This is a genomic window from Amycolatopsis silviterrae, from assembly GCF_042684085.1.
In the GTDB taxonomy this organism is placed as follows: Bacteria; Actinomycetota; Actinomycetes; order Mycobacteriales; family Pseudonocardiaceae; genus Amycolatopsis; species Amycolatopsis silviterrae.
This window is the reverse complement of sequence record NZ_JBHUKS010000017.1, coordinates 133,144-155,064: the sequence shown is the minus strand read 5'-3', so window position 1 is coordinate 155,064 and position 21,921 is coordinate 133,144. Positions and strand designations below refer to the sequence as shown.

Genomic DNA, 21,921 nt, shown 5'->3' with positions numbered 1-21,921 from the left:
TTGCGGGGCCGGTTGGGGGACCCGCTAGAGTAGTCGCATCGCACTTCGCGGGGGTTCCTCCGGGGAATGCGGATTCCGGGCTGTGGCGCAGTTTGGTAGCGCACTTGACTGGGGGTCAAGGGGTCGCAGGTTCAAATCCTGTCAGCCCGACCGGACGAACGAGCCGCTTGGCTTGGGTGAGAGCCCAGGTCGGGCGGCTTTTTTGCTTCCGGGGTTTGATCTTGCGCCTGGGTGCCGGTGTTGAGGCTTGGGGACCATTTGGGGACCACATCCAACATTCGCTCCGTCAGACCGCATGGAGCCGGGCCGGTCGCGGTGATCGCAGATGCTTCGTCAGCAACTCCCCCGCATCCATCCCCGACTGCCGATCCGGATGCAAGTACCGCTGTGTCGTAGTAAGCGAACCGTGGCCCGCGATCTTCCTCAGGTGGTGCACCGGCATCCGCCGTCCACGTCAACCCGGTATGCCGCAAGTCGTGGCGGGCGCTAGCCCCCGCTCACCGGAAGTCGGGAGCCAGCACTCGCCACCAGTTCCTGGCTAACGCAGGATGTCGCTCGTCGCCGATACGACGGTGCTGCCGTCCATGTCGCGCAGGGAAAGGCCGACCGACTCGACCGCGGCCTCGGAGGTCTGCCACCGGAACCGGGGCGTGTCGCTGGTGGCGGCTTCGACGACGACGGCCGCGGCGTCCTCAGGCGACTGCGGTGTCCCGAAACCTTCGGCGACGAAGCGGAGGAACTTCTCGGTCAGCGGACCGTATTGTCCGTCCGGATCCGTGCCGAGGCAGCGCAGGTCGGTGTTCTGCACGATATTGGTCTCGACCGCGGCGGGCTCGACCACGCTCACCGCGATCCCGAATTGCGCGGCGACGGGCGCCAAGGACTGCATCAAGCCCTCGACGGCGAACTTCGAGGCGCAGTAGGCGTCCAGGAAAGGTTCACCGATGACGCCGCCGTTGCTGGTGACGGTGACGATCCGGCCGGAACCGGCTCGCCGCATGGGCCCGAGCGCCTGCCGGGTGAGCGCTGCCACGCCGAGGAAGTTCACCTCGAACTGCTTCTGCAACGCCGCGTCGTCGAGTTGCTCCAGGCTGCCCGCGACGCTGATCCCGGCGTTGTTGACGAGAATGTCGATCGTCCCGAACTCCGCGACGACCTCGTCGAGGCACCGCAGCCGGGCATCGCGATCGGTCACGTCCAGTTCGCGCACTGCCAGTTCGACGCCGTCCTTCCCAGCGGTGTCGAGCAGTTGCCCCGCTCTCCCGGTGTCCCGCATGGTGGCCACTACGCGGATGTCCCGCCGCGCCAGGCCGACGGCCGTGTGCAGGCCGATCCCGCTCGACGTGCCGGTGACGACCGCGACTTTCCGATCAGACAAGGAACTTCTCTCCTCACAAGGTGAACTGCATTGACGACAGCGTGAGCGCGACGGGGGCGAAGCCTCGGCGGCGCTCGATGTGCGGCATTAGCAACACCACCCGCAATCGAGACCGAGAGCCCGGGCCTGCTGTTCGAGTGGGCCCGCCGCGAGGACGACGACCAAGCATTCGGCGACCACCGGCCCCGGACTCCCAGGCAAGCACTTCGGACCTAACCTGTGTTGATTGCTGCAGCCACGAGAAGAATGCCTTCGCTAGCCGCCCTTTCGAGACTGTCGTCTTCCCGCGCACTGCCTCGGTACCGGACCTCATCGCTCAATAGCGCGGTCCGGGTGCGGTGCGGCAGTGTCCGTCGTCGACGCCGTCCAGCTGGCGAGCAGGTTCATGGCTCGCCGGGACGATGATCCTTCTTGGGTCGTGTAGACGAACAGGGTCGTGTCCGGGTCGCCGGGCGGGGTGAGGGTCTCGTATTCGACGGTCAGGTCCCCGACGAGCGGGTGGCGCAGCCGTTTCGATCCGTGCGTGCGCTGGTGCACTCGATGCTGCTCCCACCACTCGCTGAATTCACGGCTGTGCGCGCGGAGTTCGGCGACCAGATCGGCGGTCGCCCGGTCGTCGGGGTCTCGCCCGACTTCGAACCGCAAGTTCTCGACGGCGGCCCTGGCTTGGTCCGGCCAGTCCACGAACAGCGATCGGGCGTCCTTGTCGAGGAACATCCAGCGGGCGTAGTTGCGCTGGGCGGCCGGAAACTGGTCGAAGTCGGCGAACAGTGCCTTGGCCATCCGGTTGGCGGCCAGGATGTCCGTGCGACGGCCGAGTACGAGCGCGGGCTCGCCGTCGAGGGCGTCAAGAAGCTGGTAGAGACCGGGACGGATGCGTTGCGCGCTCCGAGCTTGTCGGCGAGCCGGCGCCGTGGCGTGTCCGATGAGGTCCTCGAGGTGGGCACGTCCGGCAGCGTCAAGTTCGAGCGCGCGGCCGATCGCCGCCACGACTGCCGCGGACGGGGTGATGCGTCGTCCCTGCTCGAGACGGGCGTAGTAGTCGGTCGACACGCCTGCCAACCGGGCGACTTCCTCGCGGCGCAGGCCCGGCACGCGACGGACGCGTCCGTCCGGCGGCAGCCCGGCCCGCGCGGGGTCGGCCTGGGCACGGGCGCGCCGCAGGAAATCGGCGAGTTCGCGGTTGGTGTCGGCCATGCGGTCCAGTGTCCCCGACGTTCCTGGCCGGTGCCTGGACCTGTGCGTCCTAGGTTGCCGGGTCCGAGGTCGCACAGGGCGCGAGATGAGCCGCTGACCAGGGTTTCTGTCCGGCACGCTTGAGCCGTGCCGGAAACGGCGCCGCGGGACGGCAGGTCCCGAGAACCCTCAGCAAAGGATTCCCTTCGTGAGCAAGATCCTGATCGTCATGTCCGCCGCGAGCACCTGGGTGCGCACCGACGGCTCGTCCTATCCGACCGGCTACTGGGCCGAGGAACTCGCGGCGCCGCACGAGAAGTTCGTCGAGGCCGGCTACTCGGTCGACTTCGCCTCCCCCGGCGGGGTGCTGCAGCCGCTCGACCGGCACAGCGCCGATCCGGAGGTCGCCGGCGCGAATTGCGCCGAATACGTGGCGCACGCGGAGAAGGCGCTGCGGGAGTTCGGCCCGCTGCTCACCCTCAGCGAGGTCGACATCGACGACTACGTCGCGGTCGTGCTGCCCGGCGGACACGGCCCGGTGGTGGACCTGTACCAGGACTCCGACCTCGGCCGCCTGCTCGCCCGGGCGGACGCTGCCCGGAAGCTGATCGGCGCCGTCTGCCACGGCCCCGCCGCGCTGCTGTCCGCTGTGGACGAAGAAGGCAAGTGGCTGTTCGCCGGGCGGGAAATGACGGCGTTCACCGACGAGGAGGAGCAGCTGTTCGGCACCGCCGACGGAGCGCCGTGGCTGCTCGCCAGCCGGTTGCGCGAGCAGGGAGCGAAGCACGTCGGCGGACCTGCTTACCAGGCGTTCACCACTCGTGATCGGAATCTGTTCACCGGCCAGAACCCGGCGTCGAGCGCCCCGATGGCCGAAGCCATGATCGCCGCCCTCCGCTAGCGGCTCCCCCGCGACGGCAACCGGCCAGCCCCTGCGCGTCCGGGGGCTGGCCGCCCAACCACGATCCACGATCAGCTCAGAAAGAACGGTGAAACCCGGTGGTCGCTCCCGTGTCCGAACCCGATGTCGTCAACCGGGTCGAAAAACGCCTGCTCATCGGCGGGCAGTGGCGGCAGGCAGCGGACGGGGGAACCTTCCCGGTCGAGGATCCGGCCACCGGCCGGACGCTGTGCGAGGTTTCCGACGCGACGCCCGCCGACGCCACGGCCGCCCTCGACGCCGCCGTCCGCGCACAAGCGACGTGGGCCGCGGTGCCCCCGCGCCGGCGGGCCGAGATCCTGCGCCGTGCCCACGACCTGCTGATCGCACGGCAAGACGAGTTCGCGCTGCTGATCACCCTGGAGATGGGCAAGTCGCTCAGCGAGTCCAGGGCGGAGGTCAGCTACGGCGCGAACTACCTGCGGTGGTTCGGCGAGGAAGCCGTCCGGATCGAGGGCAGCTGGAAGGTCAGCGAGGACGGCTCGGCCCGCGTGCTGGTCATGCGGCAGCCGGTCGGGCCGTGCCTGTTGATCACACCGTGGAACGCGCCGCTGGCCATGCCGGCCCGCAAGATCGGACCCGCCGTCGCGGCCGGCTGCACCATGATCGTCAAACCGGCGCCCCAGGCACCGCTGACGACAGCCGCACTGGCCGGAGTGCTGGCCGAAGCAGGCCTGCCCGACGGAGTCCTCAACGTCATCCCCACCACGAACGCGGCCGCGGTCACCGAGCCGCTGCTGTGCGACGGACGACTGCGCAAGCTCTCCTTCACCGGGTCCACGCCCGTCGGGCGTCTCCTGCTGGGCCAAGCGGCTGGCACCGTCCTGCGCGTTTCGATGGAACTCGGCGGGAACGCCCCCTTCATCGTCTGCCGGGACGCCGACCTCGACGCCGCCGTGGACGGTGCGATGACCGCCAAGCTCCGCAACATCGGCGAGGCATGCATCGCCGCCAATCGCTTTCACGTCCACGCCGCCGTCGCCGAGGAGTTCAGCGGGAAACTCGCCGCGCGGATGACCACGCTCACCCTCGGGCGCGGGACCGACCCGGGCACTGACCTCGGCCCGCTCATCGACGAAGGCCAACGGCGGAAAGTCGCCGAGCTGGTCGACGACGCCGTCGCCGCCGGGGCCCGGGTGCGCACCGGCGGGGTCGTCCCGGCGGGAGCGGGGTACTTCTACCCGCCGACCGTGCTCACCGACGTGCCCGCCGGCTCCCGCATCACCCGCGAAGAGATCTTCGGCCCCGTGGCAGCGATCCAGACGTTCACCACCGAGGCCGAGGTCCTCCGCGCCGCCAACGACACCGAGTTCGGCCTCGTGAGCTACCTCTACACCCGCGACCTGAGCCAGGCACTGCGCATGAGCGAACAGCTGGAGACCGGCATGGTCGGCCTCAACCGCGGCTACGTCTCCGACGCCAGCGCCCCCTTCGGCGGCATGAAGCAATCAGGTATCGGCCGCGAAGGCGGCAACACCGGCATCGACGAATACCTCGAGCAGAAGTACGTCGCCATCGACGCGGCGCCAAGCGGTGCGGGGGAATCCCGTTGAGCAGCACCGTCTTCGACTCCTTCCTGTTCCGCGACCTGTTCGGAACACCCGAGATGCGCGCGATCTTCAACGACGACGCCTACCTGAACACCGTCGTCCGCGTCGAAGTCGAATTGGCCAAGGCACAGGCACGGGTCGGCGTCATCCCCGCCTGGGCCGCTGATGCCATCGCCGCGTCCTGCGATCCCGCCCGCCTCGACCGCGAGCGGCTCCGCCGCGGCACCGGCAACGTCGGCTACCCGATACTGCCGATCGTCACGCAGCTCGCCGGGCAGTGCGGCGACGCGGGCGGCTACCTCCACTGGGGCGCCACGACCCAGGACATCATGGACACCGCGACGGTGCTCCAGTGCGCTGAGGGTCTGGCGCTGATTTCCGAGGCACTCGACCAGCTGCGGGAGCACCTGCGGCAGCTGGCGCGGACCCACGTCGGCACGGTCACCGCCGGGCGAACCCACCTCCAGCACGCCCTGCCCGTCACCTTCGGCTACCGGGCGGCCGTCTGGCTGTCGGCGCTGGACCGCCACGCCGACCGGCTGGCCGCGGCCCGGCAGCGGGACCTGATGGTCCAGTTCGGAGGCGCCGCGGGAACCCTCGCCTCCCTCGGGCCCGGCCCGGAGGGCCTCCGGGCGAGAGCGGCCCTCGCCGAACAACTCGGCCTGCGGGATCCCGAGATCACCTGGCACGTCGCCCGCGACGGTTTCGCCGAGATCGTCGGCCTGCTCGCCGCGATCGGCGCGTCGATCGGCAAGATCGGCGCCGATGTCGCCATCCTGTGCTCCACCGAGTTCGGAGAGCTGGCCGAGCCCTTCGTGACCGGGCGCGGAGCCAGCTCGACCATGCCCCAGAAACGCAACCCCGTCTCCAGCGAACTCATGATCGCCGCGGCCAAACTGCTGCGGGACAAGGCCTCGGCCATGCTGGACGCGATGGTGCAGGACTTCGAACGCGCCACCGGGCCGTGGCAAGTCGAATGGGCCGTGATCCCCGAAACGTTCCTCCTGCTGTCCTCCTCGCTCGCCCAGGCCGTACACGCGATCGGCGGCCTCCACGTCGACGCGGAGCGGATGCGCGCCAATCTCGGACTCACTAGCGGACTCATTTCCGCGGAGGCGGTCATGATGGCCCTCGCCCCGGTCCTCGGCCGCCACCGCGCCCATGAACTCGTCTACGCCGCGTGCGCTCAAGTCATCAACTCCGGCGGCGACCTCGCCACCGAACTGAGCAGGCACCCCGAAGTCACGGCGAGTCTCGGCGCGGGTCAGCTACGTCGGCTCTGTGATCCCGCGGGCTATCTGGGAAGCGCGCAAGCCATGACGCGAGCTGTCGCGCAACGTCGACCTGAGCAAGACCGGCCCGCGGGACAGCCCGTCCCAATGCCAGGGACCTAAGCCGGGTTGCCTTTTTCTTTAAGTCCGTGAAGGACTCCTTGAGGGAATCAGATTCCCTCAAGGAGTCCTTCACGGACGAGACGCCCAGTTCCCGCCGCCCGCGTCGGCCCCGACGCAAGCCAACGGTCCGCCAGCGGCTTCGGCCTGGGCGGATGCGCCTCAGCCGCACCCATAACGCCGCCTTGAGTCCCTGGCATTGACAGCCCGCCCAGACGCGGGCCCGTGATCGGTGTTGCGGAACGTCGGGCACTCCCGCCGGATCAGCCCGGGCACATCCGCCAGATGCGGCTCGCAGGCCGCCGAACCCGCCGACGGCTGGCCCGCCACGTGACTATCGGCCGCCGTCCTGACGGCCGGTGCGGTTCGCGAGCACGATGGTGCCGCTGGCCAGGAGCACGGCGAGGATCGCACCGACGGTGTTCATCTCCCAATCGTTGGTGTCGCAGGCGCGTCCGATGGCAGGGACCAGGGCCTGAACAGCCTCGATCCCGGCGGAGAGGCCCGCACCGGCCGCGAGCATCAGCACAGGCCGTCGCGTGGCCAGCGCGGCGAAAAAGACCGGCGGGAAAAACAACGCCAGGTTGGCCAACGGCTCCACGCTGGTCAACGTGGGCACGGAGAACTGCACCGCGCAGGCGACGTAGTCCAGCCGGTTCGGGGTCGGAACAAGGGTCAGAGCAACGACCGGCACCACGGACAGCATCACGAGCGTCCAGAGGATCAGGTGCCTCCGCTTGACGCTCCGGATGCGCAGCAGCGAATAGCCGACGCCGACACAGACGACGGCGATCAGGAGCGACACCATCGGCACCAGCGCCGAGTTGTCCAGCAGGAAGTTGGTGATCATCAGGGAGCCGATCGTACGGCCGGCGACACCGGGGCCGAGTCCGGGATCCAAGCTCGTCCCGCGCCGGATCAGGCAGTCGCGACCAGCCGGGATTCCCGGCCGAGACCGCGGTCTCCCGGGAACTCCGCTGTCCGCAAGCGGGCCCGTTCCGACGCCAGGGACCGGGCCGGCGCAAGGCCTGGCAAGACAGCACGAACACGGTCGCCGCGTCCGCCAAGGAATATTCCCGCCAGTCTCCCGAAAACCCTAAATGCCGCTCAACTGCGCCTAAGTAATCCTTAAGTTTCCCGCCGGCCGCTCCGCGTTGTCCTAGTGTGACGAGACGGACACGAGGAAGACAGCTGACCGTCAGGGGGAATCATGGTGGAGGCATTTGTCATTCTGGGCGGGGTCGTCATCGTTCTGCTCGCGGTGGGACTGGTCGTGGCTTCCCGGGACGTCGGCCGCAAGGGGCAGCCGGACGCCACCGGTCGCGGTTTCAGCCAGGCCAGGCGGGACGCTCGCCGCCCGGGGCAGCGAGCCGGCTCCCAGCGCGGCTACTTGTTCATCAGCCAGCCGTGGAGCTGACGGCGTAACGCAGAGCTGGCCCGGACGCGTATTCGCAAGCAACGGAAACCGTTCAAGCCGTTCCGACGCCGTCCGGCCGGGCACCGGTGATCGTGCAGCGTGTTCGGGTCAGTCTCTTCCGGCGTGGACGAGTCTTTCGGCGAGCAGCCGGGGGTTGGCGAAGAGGACCTCGTGGCTGCCGGGCGGCTGCACCGGGCGATGCAGCGTTCAGAACGCCTCAGACACGTCACCTCTTTTCGCAGCTATCGCTGGCTAACGCAGCAACGGCGGCGCGGAAGACCTCGCCACGATGGGCATAATCCGCGAACATATCCCGCGACGCTGCCGCCGGAGCTAACAGCACCACGTCACCGGATTGGGCCATTTTGCACGCCGCCCGCACCGCGGCAGTCATATCGCCTTCAGTTCCACCGCCGAATACCCGCACAGGCGTGCCGGGCGCGTGTCGTGCCAAGGCTGCCGCGAATCTGTCCCGATCCGCTCCGATCAGCACCGCACCACACAGGCGATCAGCGGTCTGCGCGACCAGCGCGTCCACCGACGCGCCTTTCACCTGACCTCCGGCAACCCAGACCACCCGCTCGTGAGCTTCCAGGGCGACCAAGGCCGCGTGTGGATTGGTGGCTTTGGAATTATCGATGTACCGCACGCCATCCACCTCGGCGACGGTCTCCCCTCGGTGCGCGGCGGGTCGGAATGTCGCCAGCCCGTCCCGTACGGCTTGGGCAGGCACGCCGTAGGCGCGGGCGAGTGCCGCGGCGGCGAGAGCGTCGGCCCGCCCGGCCCGACCACAGGGGAGGACGTCGGTGAGCTGCACATCCGTGCCGAAGGCGCGATCCACCAGAACACCGTCGCGGATACCGAGTTGCCCCGGAGCGGGCTCGGCGAGCGTGAACCCAACCTTCCGGCTGGCGGGTGCCTGTGCCAGCAGACCGGCGACTGTCTCGTCGTCGATGTTGCCGACCGCGACCGCGCCGGTCAGCGCGCGTGCTTTGGCCGCAGTGTAAGCAGCCATGTCGCCATGCCAGTCCAGGTGATCCTCGGCCACGTTCAGCAGCGCCCCGGCCGCGGGCCGGACCGACGGGGACCAATGCAGTTGGTGGCTGGACAATTCGACCGCCAGCACTCGATGTCCGGCCCCGAGCGCCTCCACTACCGGCAGTCCGATGTTGCCGCACGCGATCGCGTCGATCCCGGCGGCCCGCAGGATCGATTCCAGCATGCCGACGGTGGTCGTCTTGCCGTTGGTGCCGGTGACCACCAGCCAGGTCGGCGGGTCGGCCGACTCGGCGGTCATGCGCCAGGCCAGTTCGATTTCGCCGATCGTCTCGATCCCGCGCTTGGCCGCGGCGACGAACAGTGGGCTGTCGAGCCGCCAACCCGTGCTGGTGACGACCAAGTCCGTATCCTCCGGCGGCTCGGTCAGCCCGACGGCTAGCGTGATACCGGGGACGTCCGTGAGGGTGCTGAGCTGGTCGGCGACATCGTCGGTCACCGTGACGCGGGCGCCGGCCGCGCTCAAGGCACGGGCGACCGCGCAGCCGGTGATGCCCGCACCGGCGACCAGTACGCTCCGCTCGTCCATGGCCGGACGCGGTGCCGAGGGGGTCTGTGTCATGACGCGCTCCTGACGAAATCGCCGATCAAGCTTCCGCCCAGCAAGATCACCTCGGCGCCCGCTTCGGCCAGAGTGACCGTCGTGGGAGGCAGCAACGCCGCTGCCCTGGCCTGGGCCGCCGGGTCGGCGAAGTCGAGACAGACCGCCTCGGCACCCAGTTCAGCGGCGAGCTGCGCGCCCGGTACATCGCGCACTTCCACTAGCGGCGTCATGTTCAGCCGCAGGGTGCGCCCGTACAATTCGGCCAGTCGTTCGGGGGTCAAGGCGGGCTGCACCAACGAGATCGCGTCCGCACCGCAGGCCCTCGCTTCCCACAGCTGGTCCTCGCGGAACACTGGTTCCCGCAGCAAGACTGGTACCTCGACGCTGGCGCGGACTGCGGTGAATTCCTCTCGACCGCCTGTCTGCCAACGCTTTCCAGTCACCACGCTGACGGCGGGACAGCCCCGGGCGACAGCACGTACCGCCTGATCCGGCTGCCGTACTTCGCACACCACGGGGGCAAAGGTCGCGCGGCATGCGTTGAGAAGGTCGCGGACGGGTGCCGCGAGCCGGGCGGCCCCGTGACACGAGCGCGTCATCGGACACCGCCCGGTTTGCGAACACGCAAGGCACCGAGTATCTGGTCGGCCATCAGGGACATCGGGGCCGCCCCGAGGGTGACGACCAGGTCGCCGGGCCGTGCCCGCCGGGTCACTTCCCCGATGGTTTCGGACCAGCTGCCGGCGAACGCCTTCGACCCGGTCGCCAGCGGGACCGCTTGTGCCAGTTCAGCGCCGTCGTGGCCGCGCTCGTCCGCCGCGGTGCGTTCGAAGACCTCCATGACGATCGCCTGGTCGGCCAGGCCGAGCGCGGCGGCCAGTTCAGCCTGGAAATGCTGGGTCCGGAAGGTGCCGCAGGGCTGGCACACGGCGATCAGCTGCCCCCTTCCCGCCACGTGCCGCAGTGCCCGCAGGGAAGCGGCCAGCGCCGTGTGGTGACCGGCGTAGTCGTCGTAAACCCGCACGCCGCCGGCGAAACCCTTGAGTTCGAATCTCCTGCCGACGCCCGGGTAGGCGCGCAATCCCTCGATCGCTTTCTCCGCGGAGACGCCCAGCCGAACGGTGGTCAGCAACGCGGCAGCCGAGTTGAGGCCGAGGTGCGCGCCAGGAACCGGCACGATGACCTCGCCCAGCGGCGTACCGTCGAGATGTGCGTGGTAACGGGTTCTGGTCGCCGAGGACGACAGGCCCGACACCCGCAAATCCGCGTCCTCGTGGCGTCCATAGGTGTAGACGGTCAAGCCCTGCGTCCGTGCGCGCTCGGCCAGGGCGCGGCAATGCGAATCGTCGGCGCTGGTCACGACGAAACCGCCCGGTTGAACTTGACCGCAGAATTGGAGAAACGCGGCGCTCAATCCGGCCAGGTCGCCGTAAGTGTCGAGATGGTCGGAGTCGATATTGGTCACTACCGCGGCGTGCGGGGCGTAATGGAGAAACGATCGATCGCTCTCGTCGGCCTCGGCCACGAACACATCGCTGCTCCCGTGTGCGGCCGACCCGTGCCCGGCCAGGTCGCCACCGACCACAAAGGACAGATCGATCCCGCTCTGCCAGAGCGCGCTGACCACCATGCCCGTGGTGCTGGTCTTGCCGTGCGTCCCGGTGACGGCGACACTCCGGTAGCCGGCCATGACGGCCGCGAGGGCTTCGGACCGGTGCAGCACGCGCAAACCGCGCCGCCGGGCCGCGGCGAGTTCCGGATGGTCGTCCGGAATCGCGGTGGAGTACACCACGGTATCCACGTCGTCCAACGCGGACTCGTCGTGACCCGAACTGACCGCGCAGCCCAGCTTGCGCAGGCGCGCCAACGACGGCCGGTCGTCCCGTTCACTGCCGGAGACCGGGAAACCCCGGCGCAGCAGGATCTCCGCGAGGCCGCTCATCCCCACCCCGCCGCATCCGACGACATGGACGCGCCCGAGATCCGCCGCCGTCATCCTGCCTGCGTTCATGCCTGTTTCTCCTTCGACCGCCAGCGAGTGAAAGGCGGCCACAGGCGAACTGCGTTGCCGCACAATGCCAACAGTCCCGCACGTCTGTCGTGATTACGTCGGAACAATGTCGCAGTCATGTGTCAGCAACAGCTTTTCCGGAGCCCGGTTACCGGAGGAGAGGGCAGGCCCGGGACGCGTCGGCTTCGGTGGTCCCGAAGGTGAAGTCGAGCCGCACTCGGGCGGTACGCGCGCCACCGCCTTGAATGTGGACGCCGAGCGCGGTGCAGACGATCTGGTCGACTCCGAGCGGCTGGACTTCCCGGCGCGCCAGCGGGAGCCAGAGCTGGATGAGACGGGGCTGGGTGGTCACGGTGACGCGAGGGGTGTCGATTCCTCCTCCGATCTCGCTGTGCAGACCCCGTCCGGGAGCGACCCCGCTGAACAGCAGTGCGAGCGCGTCGGCGATCGAGCCCAGCCTGCCGGTCTTCCGCTGGTCAGGCTGGAGCCGCTCGTGCTCGTCCACGAAGTACAGCGTGACTCCGGGAGAGACGCCGGTCGGAGCGTCGCCGGCGAGGGTCGGTCCATCTGGGCTCACGCCGCAGCCCGCGAGCAGCAGGCACGCCGCCAATGCGCGCAGGAGCTTCACGCGTCCTCCAGGTTCCGGGGCAGTTCGAGCACAAAGCGGGCGCCACGGCCCGGGGTGTTGCTCGCGTGGAGGTCGCCGCCGTGCGCGCGGGCGTTCTCCCTGGCGATCGCCAAGCCGAGCCCGCTGCCCGGAGTCCGGACGCGGGCGGTGTCGGCCTTGTAGAACCGGTCGAACACGTGCGGCAGTACCTCTTCGGAGAGTCCGGTGCCGTGGTCGGTCACCTCGATGCGCACCGTGGTGGGGGAAGCGAAGCCGTGCACCTGTACGGGTTTCTCGCCGTGGCGCAGGGCGTTGCCGACGAGGTTGGCGACGACGACGTCGAAGCGGCGGCGGTCGGCGCGCAGGCGGATGCCGTCCGGCACTTCGAGTTCGACCTCGCCGAGCCAGGACCGGGCGCGCAAGCTGCGGCGCACGGCGTCGGCGACATCGACTTCCTCGAGCCGCAGCTGGGCGGTGCCCGCGTCGAAGCGGGAGATCTCCATGAGATCTTCCACGAGCTGCACGAGCCGGTGGGTTTCGGCGATGGCCAGCTGCGCGGACTCCCTGGCGTCGGGTTCCATGCCGTCCGCCGTGGTCCCGAGCACCTCGACGACCGCGGTGAGCGTGCTCAACGGAGTGCGCAGCTCATGCGAGACGTCCGCGGCGAACCTCTTGGCGTTGTTCTCCATGTGCTCCATGGCGGTCATCGACGTCTGCACGGACTCGGCCATCTCGTTGACGGTCACGGTGAGTTCGGCCAGTTCGTCGGCGCCCTTGGGCGTGGTGCGCGCGCCGAGGTCGCCGCGGGCCAGTCTGCGCGCGGTGTCGCGCAGCTTCCGGACCGGGCGCAGCACCCCGCCCGCGGCCAGGATGGCCAGCAGGACCGACAGCGGGATCGTCGCCGCGGCGGCGAGCGCGGCGGACTGGGTCAGCGCGGCGGTCTGCTGCTGCACGCTGGTGAGATCGTGGGCCGAGTAGACCTCGATCCCCGACGGGGTGCGGCTGCCGTCCGGCGCGGTGATCATGACGGGGGTGCCGATCACCAGCCACGGCACCCCGTTCACGGTCAGCCGCTGGGTGACGAGCTGCCGTCGCAGGCTGACCTCGGTGCGCAGCGCTTCGGTGGCCAGGCCGGGGGCCGCCCCGTCCGCGGACCGCAGGGTTTTATAGGTCACGAGTGCGTTCGGGCCGAGGGCCGAGCGCAGCCGGTCCAGTGCTTCCTGGCCCGGCGGATAGTCCAGCTGTGCGGTCAGCGCGCCGAGCTGGTCGGTGAGGGTCTTGGTGAGCCGCTGCTGGGTCGCTTCGACCAGCGAAGTGTTCGCGGACGCGGCGCTGGCCGCCCCGGTCGCCGCGGCCCCCGCGACGGTGGTCAGCACGAAGGCGAGGAGCAGCCGCCCGCGCAGCCCGCGCGGCCACGGCCGCCACGCGGTCACAGCGGCCCGAACCGGTAACCGAACCCGCGCGCCGTCTGGATGTAGACCGGGGTGGCCGGATCCGTTTCGATCTTCGCTCGCAGCCTCTGCACGCAGTTGTCGACGAGCCGCGAATCGCCGAGGTAGTCGTGCTCCCAGACCTCCTCCAGCAGCTGCGCGCGAGTGAAGACCCGGCCGGGCGCGCGCGACAGGGTCAGCAGCAGCCGCAGTTCGGTCGGGGTCAGCTGCACCAGCTCCCCGCGCACCGTCACCGTCAGCGCCGCAGTGTCGATCCGCAGGCCATCGTGCACCCGCACGTCTTCGTCGGCGCTGGTGGTCCGTCGCAACACCGCACGGATCCGCGCGTCGAGCACCATCGGCTGCGCCGGCTTGACGACATAGTCGTCCGCTCCCACCGCGAGGCCGGTGACGATGTCGAAGTCGTCGCCGCGGGCAGTCAGCATGATGACCGGGACCTGCCCGGCCGCCCGGACCTGGCGGCACACCTCGAATCCGTCGACCCCCGGCAGCATCACGTCCAGCACCACCAGATCGGGCGCGGACGCACGAAACGCCGCCAGCCCCTCCTCACCGGTCTCCGCGACGCGCACGTCGTGCCCGCGTCTGGTCAGTGCGAGCTGAAGGCCCCGGCTGACCAGCGGATCGTCCTCGACGAGCAAAATCGACACCACCTGTCCATCATGGACACGCTGTCGGCGCGTGGCGAACCGAACGGATCTTTGCGACACGATTGCGACACAACCGGTTTCGGCAGGCCGAGTTCACCGGCTGATCTCCGCCAGCGACCGCACCGCCACCGCCAAACCCTGCTCGGCGCGGACCCGCCGACCGAGATCCTCCGCAGCGGGCACCAGCGCCGTCGTCCGCTCGATCGCCTCGGCGAGACCGGCTGCGGTAAGGCGGCGCTGGTGCACCGGGGGCGGCGCGACGCCGAGCCGGGCCATTCTCCTGCCCCAAAACGGCTGATCAGCAACGAACGGACAAACCACCTGCGGACGACCGGCTGCCGCCGCGGCGGCAGTCGTCCCGGCACCACCGTGGTGCACCACAGCCGACACACGCGGAAACAACACGGGATACGGCACCTCCCGGGCGACGAAGACGTCCTTGGACTGCTGCGCGGAGTCCAGTCCGCCCCAACCGGTCCCCAGCACCGCGCGACGCCCCGACCGCCGCACCGCCTCGAGCACGACGCGGGTGGTCGCCGCCGGGTCGGTACCGGACATACTGCCGAAACCGACGAACACCGGCGGATCGCCGCGGTCGAGGAACTCCGCCAGGCCGGGCGGCAGCCGGCTGGACCCGGGCTCGGCGTCGTGGAGGAACCAGTAGCCGGTGACGCTCGCGGTGGCGGGCCAGTCGCCGGGCCGGGGCAGGACCTGCGGGCTGACGGCGTGCAGCACGGTGGCCGCGCCGCCGTCCGGCCGCCGCAGCGGGTCGTGCCTGCCCCGGCGGCGCGGGAGCCCGAGATCGGCCCGGAACCGGTCGACGACCCGGCCGAACATCGTTCCGGCGGCGCGCATCCCGAGGTAGCTCGCCCGGTTCACCGGGCCGGGCAGCCCGTGCGGCAGGTCCAGGCCGGGCCACGGGAACGCGCCGGTCGGCACGTACAACGGCAACGGCAGGGCCAGTACCGCGGGCACGCCGAGCTTCTCCGCCACGTGCGGCCCGGCCCCGACCTGTCCATTGTGGACGATCACGTCGACGCCCGGCTCCGCCGAGGCCACCGTCCAGCAGTCGCGCAGCACCTCGGTGAACAGTCCCGGCATCCGGCGGGCGAGGGCGAGTTTGGCCCGCAGCCCGCCGTCGGCGACGTCGCCGACCGGAGATCCGTTGTCCAGCAACGCCATCGGCCCGTCGGCGATCCCCGCGAACGGCACCTCGTGCGCCCGCGCGAACTCGCCGAACCTCCGCGGCGCGACGAGCACCGCGTCGTGGCCTGCCTGGCGCAAGGCCCGAGCCAGCGCCACGAACGGCTGGACGTCGCCGCGCGTGCCGAGGGTCAGCAGCAGCGCTTTCACTCGGCACCGCCGTGCCGGTCCAGGTACCGGGCCATCATTTCCCAGTACGCCAGCAACAATCCCATCTGCACCGCCGTCGCCCCGGCAGCGAGCCCGGGCCGGCGCCGCCACGCCGCCGTCATCGCCGCCAGCCCCGCCGCGGTCGCGGCGACGTTGACCGCCATCGCCGCGTCGCGGGGCCGTTCCCCGATCCACCGCTCCTCCCCCAGCATCGCCCGCGACGCCCACGCGCCCGTGTGCGCCGGCTTGCCGAACACCACCGGGTTCACCGCCATCCACGCGCCGACCAGCGCGGCGTGCGACCACTTCCGCGTCCACACCGGAACCAAAACCAGCGGCGTGCTCGCCCACCGGGACCACGCGCTGAGCGGATGGCAGTGCCGGGCGAACACCCACCGCTTGACCGAAGACTCCATGCCGCCAGCCTACCGAGTTTTCTGAAATTTCCGAAGACTCAGATATATTAGGATTCCGACAAGACCCGGGAGGACGATGACCGAGCACACCGAAGCCGCCGAGCGGCTGGCCCTCACCCTGACCCGCCACGGCCTGCAGCGGATGACCGCGCGAGTCCTGGCCATGCTGCTGTTCAGCGACCAGGACACCGTCACCGCCGGAGACCTCGCCGACCGCCTGGCCGCCAGCCCCAGCTCCGTCTCCACCGCCCTCAAGGCCCTCACCGCCGCCGGGCTCGTCGAGCGAGTGCCCGCGCCCGGCAGCCGGCGCGAGCACTTCCGCTTCCCCGACGAAGGCTGGGCGACCCTGATGTCCGCCCAGAACACAGTCGTCCAGGAAATGCAGGACGCCGCGGCGGCAGGCATCGAGTTCGCCGGCGAGGACAGCGTCGCCGGACGTCGCCTGGCCGACATGCGCGACTTCTACGCCCACCTCATGCGTGAACTGCCCGCCGTCATCGACCGCTGGCGCGCCGGCCGCGCGGGCCAAGCCGGCCCGTAACGAAGCCTCTGCCTCCGCCGACTCATGCCGAGTGAATCACTCCAGGACGATGGCGGAGCGCAAGTACCAGGACGTCGTCCGGCCGAACCGGGTCCGGCAGCTGGACGACATCAGGGCGGACATGGAGCGCCGCGACGCGCACGGGTTGCGGCACCGGCTCGACGCGATGTTCGCCGCGTGGGGCGAGCAGCCGGAAGCCGCGACCTACGAGCATCCGGTCGACGCCGTCCTCGGTGAGATGTCCAGCCTGGTCAAGGCCGCGATGGCGGACCTGGGGGTGCCGGCCGGCCGGCTGGCGGCCGTGTGCGTCGGATCGGCGCTGGACGAAGACGTTTCCGCCCAGATGCAGCCGTTCGACGACGGGTCCGGGCTGGTTCTCGTGTCCGACGCGATCATCGCGCTGGCCAACGTCTACGGTCTCCACGCCGGAACCGCGCTGGGACAGCTCACCGACGGCGGATCCGCGCGGAAGCTGTGGCGCTCCTTCCGGATGGTGACCGGCGGCGGGCTCGGCGAGGATCCCTTCTTCCTCACCGGGCTGCTCCGGTACTACAACGTGCACCAGCGGGTCTACGGCCTCTCGGCGAAACTCGGCCGGACCGAGGAGCGGGCCGAGAACGACATCGTCGACCTGATCAACACTGGTGCCACGCTCTTCGTCCTCGGGCACGAGATCGCGCACCACGCGCTCGGGCACACGTCCGCGCCCAGCGCGTTCTCCCCCGGCGAGCACGTGCCCGCCTGTTCGGCCGACGCGCAGCGGGAACTCGACGCGGACCTCTTCGCCCACCGCGCTGTCGTCCGTGTCTTCGAAGCACAGCTCAGCAGCCACGGACCTGCGCACGGGTCTGCCGCGATCAATGCGACCCTCGGTGCGCTAGTAGCAATTCTGGCCGTGCACTCCACCGAAAGCGCGCTCTTCATCCGGCGAGGCAACACCCATCCGCCCGCCGCCGATCGCGCCGCGCGGCTGCTCGGCGAGATGGGGCGCGAAGTTCAGCAGTTCTCCCAACTGTTTCTCGGCAAGATGCTCTCCTCGACCGCCGCCTCGTCGGACTTCGGCGCCGCGGAGGAACCGTTCGACTGGCCGGCGTTCTACGCGGACCCGCGAGTGGACACCCCGCACCCGCAGAAGTACCTCGACCAGATCGCGCTGTTCGACCGCCTGCAGACGGCGCCCCGGGCCCAGCTGGTCGAAGGACTCGCCCGCAAGAACACCGACTCCTCCGGGATTCTCGCCCGGGGCGCGACTGCCGCCCTCGGCGGAGACGTGCCCGGCGCACTGTCGATCTGGGGTGTCGCGGACGACTGGCGGGAATTCATCCTCGACCGGCGCCAGCCGCTTTCCTTCCACACTGCCCTGACAGCGGTCAAGCAGGCGTTCGACGGGCAGGACCTGGACGACGGACTGGCCTTGCCGGGCTCCATCGTGTGCACCGCGGTGCTCGCGGAGCAGCTCGCGTGACCCCGGCCGGCCGGTCACTGGCAGCGTTGCTCGATGAAGTCGATGACCTTGTGCCACAACAACTCCGCGAGATCGTCGGCGGTGGAAAGCGTCGACGGTCCGGAGGCGTTGTACCGGAGACTGGCGTCCCGGTGCGCGGTGACCGTTCCGTCGAGGGCGGAACGGTCAGGGCCGAGCCGGACTTCCAGGGCATCCCCGGTCTGGCTCCACGTGAGCGCAAGGTCCCAGATCGCGCACCCGTCCTCCGCGAGGACAAGCTGCACCGACCGTTCCGAAGTCCGCACGCTGCAAGCGAATCCGTACTCCGACAGCAGCCGGGAGTTCCGGTCGAGAATCTCCCCGACCCGGGCCATCGCGGCCGCCAGCACCGCGCGCGGCGGCGAGACGCGCGGCATCCTCGGGCCTTCCGCCACGACGTCCACGACTTCCCGAGGCTCCTGTCCTTCGGCCCGCGAAAGGGCTACCTTCTTGGCGATGAGCCCAGCCAGTTCCGCCGGGGAGTGCTCGGCGGCGCACAGGTAGATGATCGCGGGGTTGAGCAGTTCCGCAGGGATCTCGACGTCGTCCATCACGACGGGCAGGAGGTAGTCGCCGCCGCGGTGCACGCTGGCCGTCAGGGCGGCGTAGAACTCGTCCATCGGGTACGCGCCGGCGATGTAGTCCTCGGACAGGAAGGGGAGCACGTGGCGGACGGCCACCCCGCCGTAGACCCGGCGCAGTTCGGTGATGACGTTCTTCCCCCACAGCCGCACGGTGTCGTCGCGGTCGTAAAAGACCGTTACGCCCTGCGCTTCGCAGGCACGGACGACCCGCTCGACGTAGTCGCGCTGCCTGCCGGAGAACGAAACCGCGATGTCGTACGTGCCGGAGCTGTCCGTCATCCGGCCATCCTAGAGCGGTCCACGGCGGGCGGTGCAGGATGACCGCCTGGGCGGATCTTGTTCCGCAGTACGAGAATTCATCCGACGAGGCGTTGTACGCGGCACTCGGTGCCGCGCTGCTCGGCGAGGCGCTGGGCGTCTCGCCGATGGACCGGGCCCGGCTGGGGAGGTTTGCGAAGAACTGGTTCGCCAACAAGGCCGACGAGATGCTTCAGCGGCTCAAGGCCACCGACACGTACCGGATCTGGACGGAGACCGCTGGTCCCGGTCAGCTCGCGGAGACCGGGGTGCTGGCCGGAGCGCTGCACGAGCAGGGCAGCGACGACCGCGTCGCCGCAGCGCTCGGCGAGGCGCTGGCCCGCGATACGGCGGCGAAGCACACGCGCAGCTACGACGTCGCGGTCTCGTTCACCGACGAGGTGCGCGAGTACGTCCGCTCCGTGGTGGAGACCGCGCGGGCGCTGGGCCTGGTCGTCTTCTTCGAGCCGGACATGACCGTCGAATGGTGGGGGCGGAACTTCCTCCTGGAGGGCCGCAAGGTTTACGGGCAGCGGGCGTGGCACTTCGTGCCGTTCTTGTCCCCGGCGTACCTGGCCGCGCCGCACGCCCTCGACGCTTTCGCCACCGCGATCACCGCCGTCGCCCAGCGACGCGACGACTACGTGCTGCCTGTTCTCGTGGACCAGCCGGAGGTTCCGGCGGAACTGCTCAACCCCGCCACCGGCTTTCTCCGCACCGAAGACCACACTCCTGCCGAACTCGCGGCGCACCTGCTGGCCAAGGTGCGCCGCACGAAGGCGGAAGGTGCCGCCGCCCGTGATTTCGGCGCAGCCGTGCGGACTTCCGGCTCATGAACGAGCCGCGGATCACTGTCCCGACCACGCACCAGCTGCGGCGGCCCGTTGCGCATAGTCGGCGAAATCCGTGGGCTCCCGGCCAGTGGCGCGTTGCACCCCGTCGCTGAGGAAGCCCGTCCGGCCGCGGTGCAGCCATGCGAACGGACCGGCCTGCATTTCCGCCGACGCACGGTCGTAGCCGCGGTCGATCAGGCGCTGCACGTACTCGGACGCCGCCACCGGCACGTGCTTGATCTCCCGGCCGGTCGCCTTCGCGATCTCGGCCACCGCGTCGGCGAAAGTCATCGCCCGTGGGCCGGACACTTCGTAGGTCTCCCCCTGATGGCCGTCCTCGACCAGCGCGGCGACCGCTACCGCGGCGATGTCCAGCGCGTCTACGAACGGCACTGTGCCATCACCAGCAGGAGTAGCGACCTCGCCAGAGCGGACCTCGGACAGTTTCGGGTCCTCCTCGAAGGTCTGCGCGAACCAGCAAGGCCGGACGATCGTCCATTCCGCGCCGCTCTCGCGGGCCGCGCGCTCGCCGTCGAGCACCGCTTGTGCCCATGGGCCGTAAGGCGTTTGGAGCAGGTAGTCCTCACCGTCGTCGCTTCGGCCGGACAGGGCCACGATCCTCCGGACGCCCGACTTCGCCGCCAATCCGGTGAACTCCGCGGGATCCGCTGTCCCGACGACGCCCCACACGTTGAGGTACACGGTGTCCACGCCGGTCAGCGCGGGCTGCCAGGTGGAGCGGTCCGCCCAGTCGAAGCGGATCGGGCTCGAACGGGAAACCGGCCGGACCGGATGACCCAGCTCCCGCAGCTGGGCGACCACGTGGCGGCCGGCCTTTCCCGTCGCGCCCATCACCAGAACGTTGCTCATGGCCGACAACTTAGCGAAGAGAGATAGGTTAGGCTAGCCTAATTTCTGTACGAGTCTCCCTCAGCAGTGCGAGTGGTACAGCTCCCACTCCCAATCCGTGACCGCTGCCTCGAACGCCGCCACCTCCCGCCGCTTCACCGCCGCGTAAGCCGACACCAGCTCGTCCCCGAACGCCTCCCGGAAGAACCCGTCCGCCTCCAGCGACTCGATCGCGGCGGTCAGCGACGCCGGCAGCGGAGCACCCTCGGCGGACGGGCGGAGTTCCCGGCGGATCCCGTCCCGGGCGGCGTGCACGATGGCGGCCATCAGCAGGTGCGGGCTCGCGCTCGCGTCTCCCTGCCGCACTTCGAACCGCGTCGCCGGGCCGCGTTCCGGCGGAACCCGGATGAAAGTGAACCGGTTGTCCTCGGCGACGTTGCTCGTGCGCGGGGACAAGCCGTTGCCGCGCAGCCGTTTATACGAGTTCACCGTCGGGGAAGCGAACGCGAGCAGCGCGGCGGCGTGCGCCTGCACGCCGGCCATGGCGTGTTCCAGCACTGAGGGCGTGGCCGAGAAAACGTTGCCGCCCAGGGCATCCCACAGCGACAGGTGGACGTGCAGGCTGCACCCCTCCTCCCCGGCCAGCGGTTTCGCCATGAAGACCGCTTCCAGGCCTTCGATGACGGCGAGTTCCTTCACCGCGGTCTTGAGCAGGAATGCTTGGTCCCCGGCCGCGACGACCTCGTCGTGGTGCAGGTTGATCTCGAACTGGCCCGGGGAGAACTCGCGGTTCAGCGCGGTGACTCCGATGCCAAGGCCGATGACTCCGCGGTGAATCCGCCCGACGGCGCCGTCCGGGTCGGTGATGCGGTCCATTGTGTACGAAACTCCGTCGCGGGAGTACGGCACCGGGCGGCCGCCGTCCGGCGAGCGGCGGAACAGGTAGAACTCCGGCTCGCCCGCCGCCTGTGCGGTGTAGCCGAACTCGGTTTCCAGGGCGTCGCGGGCGGCGGCGAGCTGGCCGCGCGCGCAGAGTTTCGACCGGGTTTCGCCTTCCCACAGCGAAGCCAGCACCCACACCGCGTCCGGTTCCCACGGCGGGACGACGGCGGTTTCCGGCTCGATCCGCGCGTGCAGGTCCGGATGTCCTTTCATCTGCGGGAAATCGTCCTCGTCGACGGGGACGCCGAGCAGGTCTTCGGCGTGCGCGATCTTCGAGTACGCGATGCCGCTGTCCAGCAGGGCGGGCACGGCCGAGACCGGGAACTGCTTCGCGCGCTGGCGGCCGAACAGGTCGGCGTGCACCACGCGCACGACGCTCGCCCGCGTCAGCAGCCGGTCCAAAGCCGTGGTGGACGGGGAGGTCTGAGTGGTCATGCGGCCGCCTTTCGGTG

21 protein-coding genes and 1 tRNA gene are annotated in these 21,921 nt (G+C 69.8%); 8 read left to right on the top strand and 14 right to left on the bottom strand.

The window, feature by feature from the left end; genetic code table 11:
* The first annotated feature begins 76 nt into the window (after positions 1 to 76).
* A tRNA-Pro gene (locus ACFSVL_RS24945) sits at positions 77 to 150 on the top strand.
* 388 nt (positions 151 to 538) lie between these two features.
* On the opposite strand, the gene ACFSVL_RS24940 is transcribed toward ACFSVL_RS24945, so the two are convergent.
* The gene (locus ACFSVL_RS24940) at positions 539 to 1,378 is read right to left on the bottom strand and encodes an SDR family oxidoreductase (RefSeq protein ID WP_378307965.1); all 840 of its coding nucleotides are present in this window, start codon (positions 1,376 to 1,378) and stop codon (positions 539 to 541) included.
* A gap of 309 nt (positions 1,379 to 1,687) precedes the next feature.
* Entirely contained in the window at positions 1,688 to 2,575 is an 888-nt protein-coding gene (locus ACFSVL_RS24935) for a helix-turn-helix domain-containing protein (RefSeq protein WP_378307964.1), read from the bottom strand.
* Between the two features lie 187 nt (positions 2,576 to 2,762).
* Between ACFSVL_RS24935 and ACFSVL_RS24930 the strand changes: the two genes are divergently transcribed.
* The 3 genes from ACFSVL_RS24930 to ACFSVL_RS24920 all read left to right on the top strand — a co-directional run bounded on the left by ACFSVL_RS24930 (position 2,763) and on the right by ACFSVL_RS24920 (position 6,438).
* On the top strand, positions 2,763 to 3,455 hold the full coding sequence (locus ACFSVL_RS24930; protein ID WP_378307963.1) for a type 1 glutamine amidotransferase domain-containing protein: 693 nt from the start codon (positions 2,763 to 2,765) through the stop codon (positions 3,453 to 3,455).
* A gap of 110 nt (positions 3,456 to 3,565) precedes the next feature.
* The gene (locus ACFSVL_RS24925; protein ID WP_378307962.1) at positions 3,566 to 5,047 is read left to right on the top strand and encodes an NAD-dependent succinate-semialdehyde dehydrogenase; all 1,482 of its coding nucleotides are present in this window, start codon (positions 3,566 to 3,568) and stop codon (positions 5,045 to 5,047) included.
* Complete coding sequence (locus ACFSVL_RS24920; RefSeq protein WP_378307961.1) at positions 5,044 to 6,438, top strand: class-II fumarase/aspartase family protein; 1,395 nt, start codon at positions 5,044 to 5,046, stop codon at positions 6,436 to 6,438. Before ACFSVL_RS24925 ends, ACFSVL_RS24920 begins: the two co-directional genes overlap by 4 nt.
* A gap of 331 nt (positions 6,439 to 6,769) precedes the next feature.
* On the opposite strand, the gene ACFSVL_RS24915 is transcribed toward ACFSVL_RS24920, so the two are convergent.
* The gene (locus ACFSVL_RS24915; protein WP_378307960.1) at positions 6,770 to 7,285 is read right to left on the bottom strand and encodes a VanZ family protein; all 516 of its coding nucleotides are present in this window, start codon (positions 7,283 to 7,285) and stop codon (positions 6,770 to 6,772) included.
* Between the two features lie 360 nt (positions 7,286 to 7,645).
* On the opposite strand from ACFSVL_RS24915, the gene ACFSVL_RS24910 reads away from it, so the two are divergent.
* Complete coding sequence (locus tag ACFSVL_RS24910; RefSeq protein ID WP_378307959.1) at positions 7,646 to 7,852, top strand: hypothetical protein; 207 nt, start codon at positions 7,646 to 7,648, stop codon at positions 7,850 to 7,852.
* 226 nt (positions 7,853 to 8,078) lie between these two features.
* Here the strand turns inward: ACFSVL_RS24910 and murD are convergent, their stop codons facing one another.
* The 8 genes from murD to ACFSVL_RS24870 form a co-directional block, all read right to left on the bottom strand.
* The gene (gene murD / locus ACFSVL_RS24905; RefSeq protein WP_378307958.1) at positions 8,079 to 9,470 is read right to left on the bottom strand and encodes a UDP-N-acetylmuramoyl-L-alanine--D-glutamate ligase; all 1,392 of its coding nucleotides are present in this window, start codon (positions 9,468 to 9,470) and stop codon (positions 8,079 to 8,081) included.
* Positions 9,467 to 10,051 carry a hypothetical protein gene (locus ACFSVL_RS24900; RefSeq protein WP_378307957.1) on the bottom strand — a complete coding sequence of 195 codons (585 nt, stop codon included), beginning with the start codon at positions 10,049 to 10,051 and terminating at the stop codon, positions 9,467 to 9,469. The genes murD and ACFSVL_RS24900 overlap by 4 nt, the downstream gene beginning before the upstream one ends.
* On the bottom strand, positions 10,048 to 11,463 hold the full coding sequence (gene murC / locus ACFSVL_RS24895) for a UDP-N-acetylmuramate--L-alanine ligase (RefSeq protein ID WP_378307956.1): 1,416 nt from the start codon (positions 11,461 to 11,463) through the stop codon (positions 10,048 to 10,050). Before murC ends, ACFSVL_RS24900 begins: the two co-directional genes overlap by 4 nt.
* 148 nt (positions 11,464 to 11,611) lie before the next feature.
* On the bottom strand, positions 11,612 to 12,091 hold the full coding sequence (locus ACFSVL_RS24890) for a hypothetical protein (protein ID WP_378307955.1): 480 nt from the start codon (positions 12,089 to 12,091) through the stop codon (positions 11,612 to 11,614).
* Positions 12,088 to 13,503, bottom strand: coding sequence for an ATP-binding protein (locus ACFSVL_RS24885; RefSeq protein WP_378307954.1), 1,416 nt, complete (start codon positions 13,501 to 13,503; stop codon positions 12,088 to 12,090). Before ACFSVL_RS24885 ends, ACFSVL_RS24890 begins: the two co-directional genes overlap by 4 nt.
* Entirely contained in the window at positions 13,500 to 14,174 is a 675-nt protein-coding gene (locus ACFSVL_RS24880; protein WP_378307953.1) for a response regulator, read from the bottom strand. Before ACFSVL_RS24880 ends, ACFSVL_RS24885 begins: the two co-directional genes overlap by 4 nt.
* A gap of 90 nt (positions 14,175 to 14,264) precedes the next feature.
* Positions 14,265 to 15,524, bottom strand: coding sequence for a glycosyltransferase (locus tag ACFSVL_RS24875; protein ID WP_378307952.1), 1,260 nt, complete (start codon positions 15,522 to 15,524; stop codon positions 14,265 to 14,267).
* A complete protein-coding gene (locus ACFSVL_RS24870; protein ID WP_378307951.1) occupies positions 15,521 to 15,940 on the bottom strand; it encodes a DUF6653 family protein in 420 nt (139 codons plus the stop codon). The genes ACFSVL_RS24875 and ACFSVL_RS24870 overlap by 4 nt, the downstream gene beginning before the upstream one ends.
* Before the next feature lie 76 nt (positions 15,941 to 16,016).
* On the opposite strand from ACFSVL_RS24870, the gene ACFSVL_RS24865 reads away from it, so the two are divergent.
* Together ACFSVL_RS24865 and ACFSVL_RS24860 are read left to right on the top strand one after the other, a co-directional pair.
* Positions 16,017 to 16,481 carry a GbsR/MarR family transcriptional regulator gene (locus ACFSVL_RS24865; RefSeq protein ID WP_378307950.1) on the top strand — a complete coding sequence of 155 codons (465 nt, stop codon included), beginning with the start codon at positions 16,017 to 16,019 and terminating at the stop codon, positions 16,479 to 16,481.
* A 49-nt stretch (positions 16,482 to 16,530) separates the two neighbouring features.
* Positions 16,531 to 17,946, top strand: a complete 1,416-nt coding sequence (locus ACFSVL_RS24860; RefSeq protein WP_378307949.1) for a hypothetical protein — start codon at positions 16,531 to 16,533, stop codon at positions 17,944 to 17,946.
* A 14-nt stretch (positions 17,947 to 17,960) separates the two neighbouring features.
* Here ACFSVL_RS24860 and ACFSVL_RS24855 read toward each other — a convergent pair whose 3' ends face one another.
* A complete protein-coding gene (locus ACFSVL_RS24855; protein ID WP_378307948.1) occupies positions 17,961 to 18,827 on the bottom strand; it encodes a TIR domain-containing protein in 867 nt (288 codons plus the stop codon).
* Positions 18,828 to 18,865: 38 nt separating this feature from the next.
* Here ACFSVL_RS24855 and ACFSVL_RS24850 point away from each other — a divergent pair, with 38 nt between their 5' ends.
* On the top strand, positions 18,866 to 19,681 hold the full coding sequence (locus tag ACFSVL_RS24850; protein WP_378307947.1) for a hypothetical protein: 816 nt from the start codon (positions 18,866 to 18,868) through the stop codon (positions 19,679 to 19,681).
* Between the two features lie 12 nt (positions 19,682 to 19,693).
* Here the strand turns inward: ACFSVL_RS24850 and ACFSVL_RS24845 are convergent, their stop codons facing one another.
* Positions 19,694 to 20,548 (bottom strand): NAD(P)H-binding protein, encoded by an 855-nt coding sequence (locus ACFSVL_RS24845; protein WP_378307946.1) that lies wholly within the window; start codon positions 20,546 to 20,548, stop codon positions 19,694 to 19,696.
* 60 nt (positions 20,549 to 20,608) lie between these two features.
* Positions 20,609 to 21,904: a glutamine synthetase family protein gene (locus ACFSVL_RS24840; RefSeq protein ID WP_378307945.1), complete on the bottom strand. Its 1,296-nt coding sequence runs from the start codon at positions 21,902 to 21,904 to the stop codon at positions 20,609 to 20,611.
* Positions 21,905 to 21,921 lie beyond the last annotated feature (17 nt).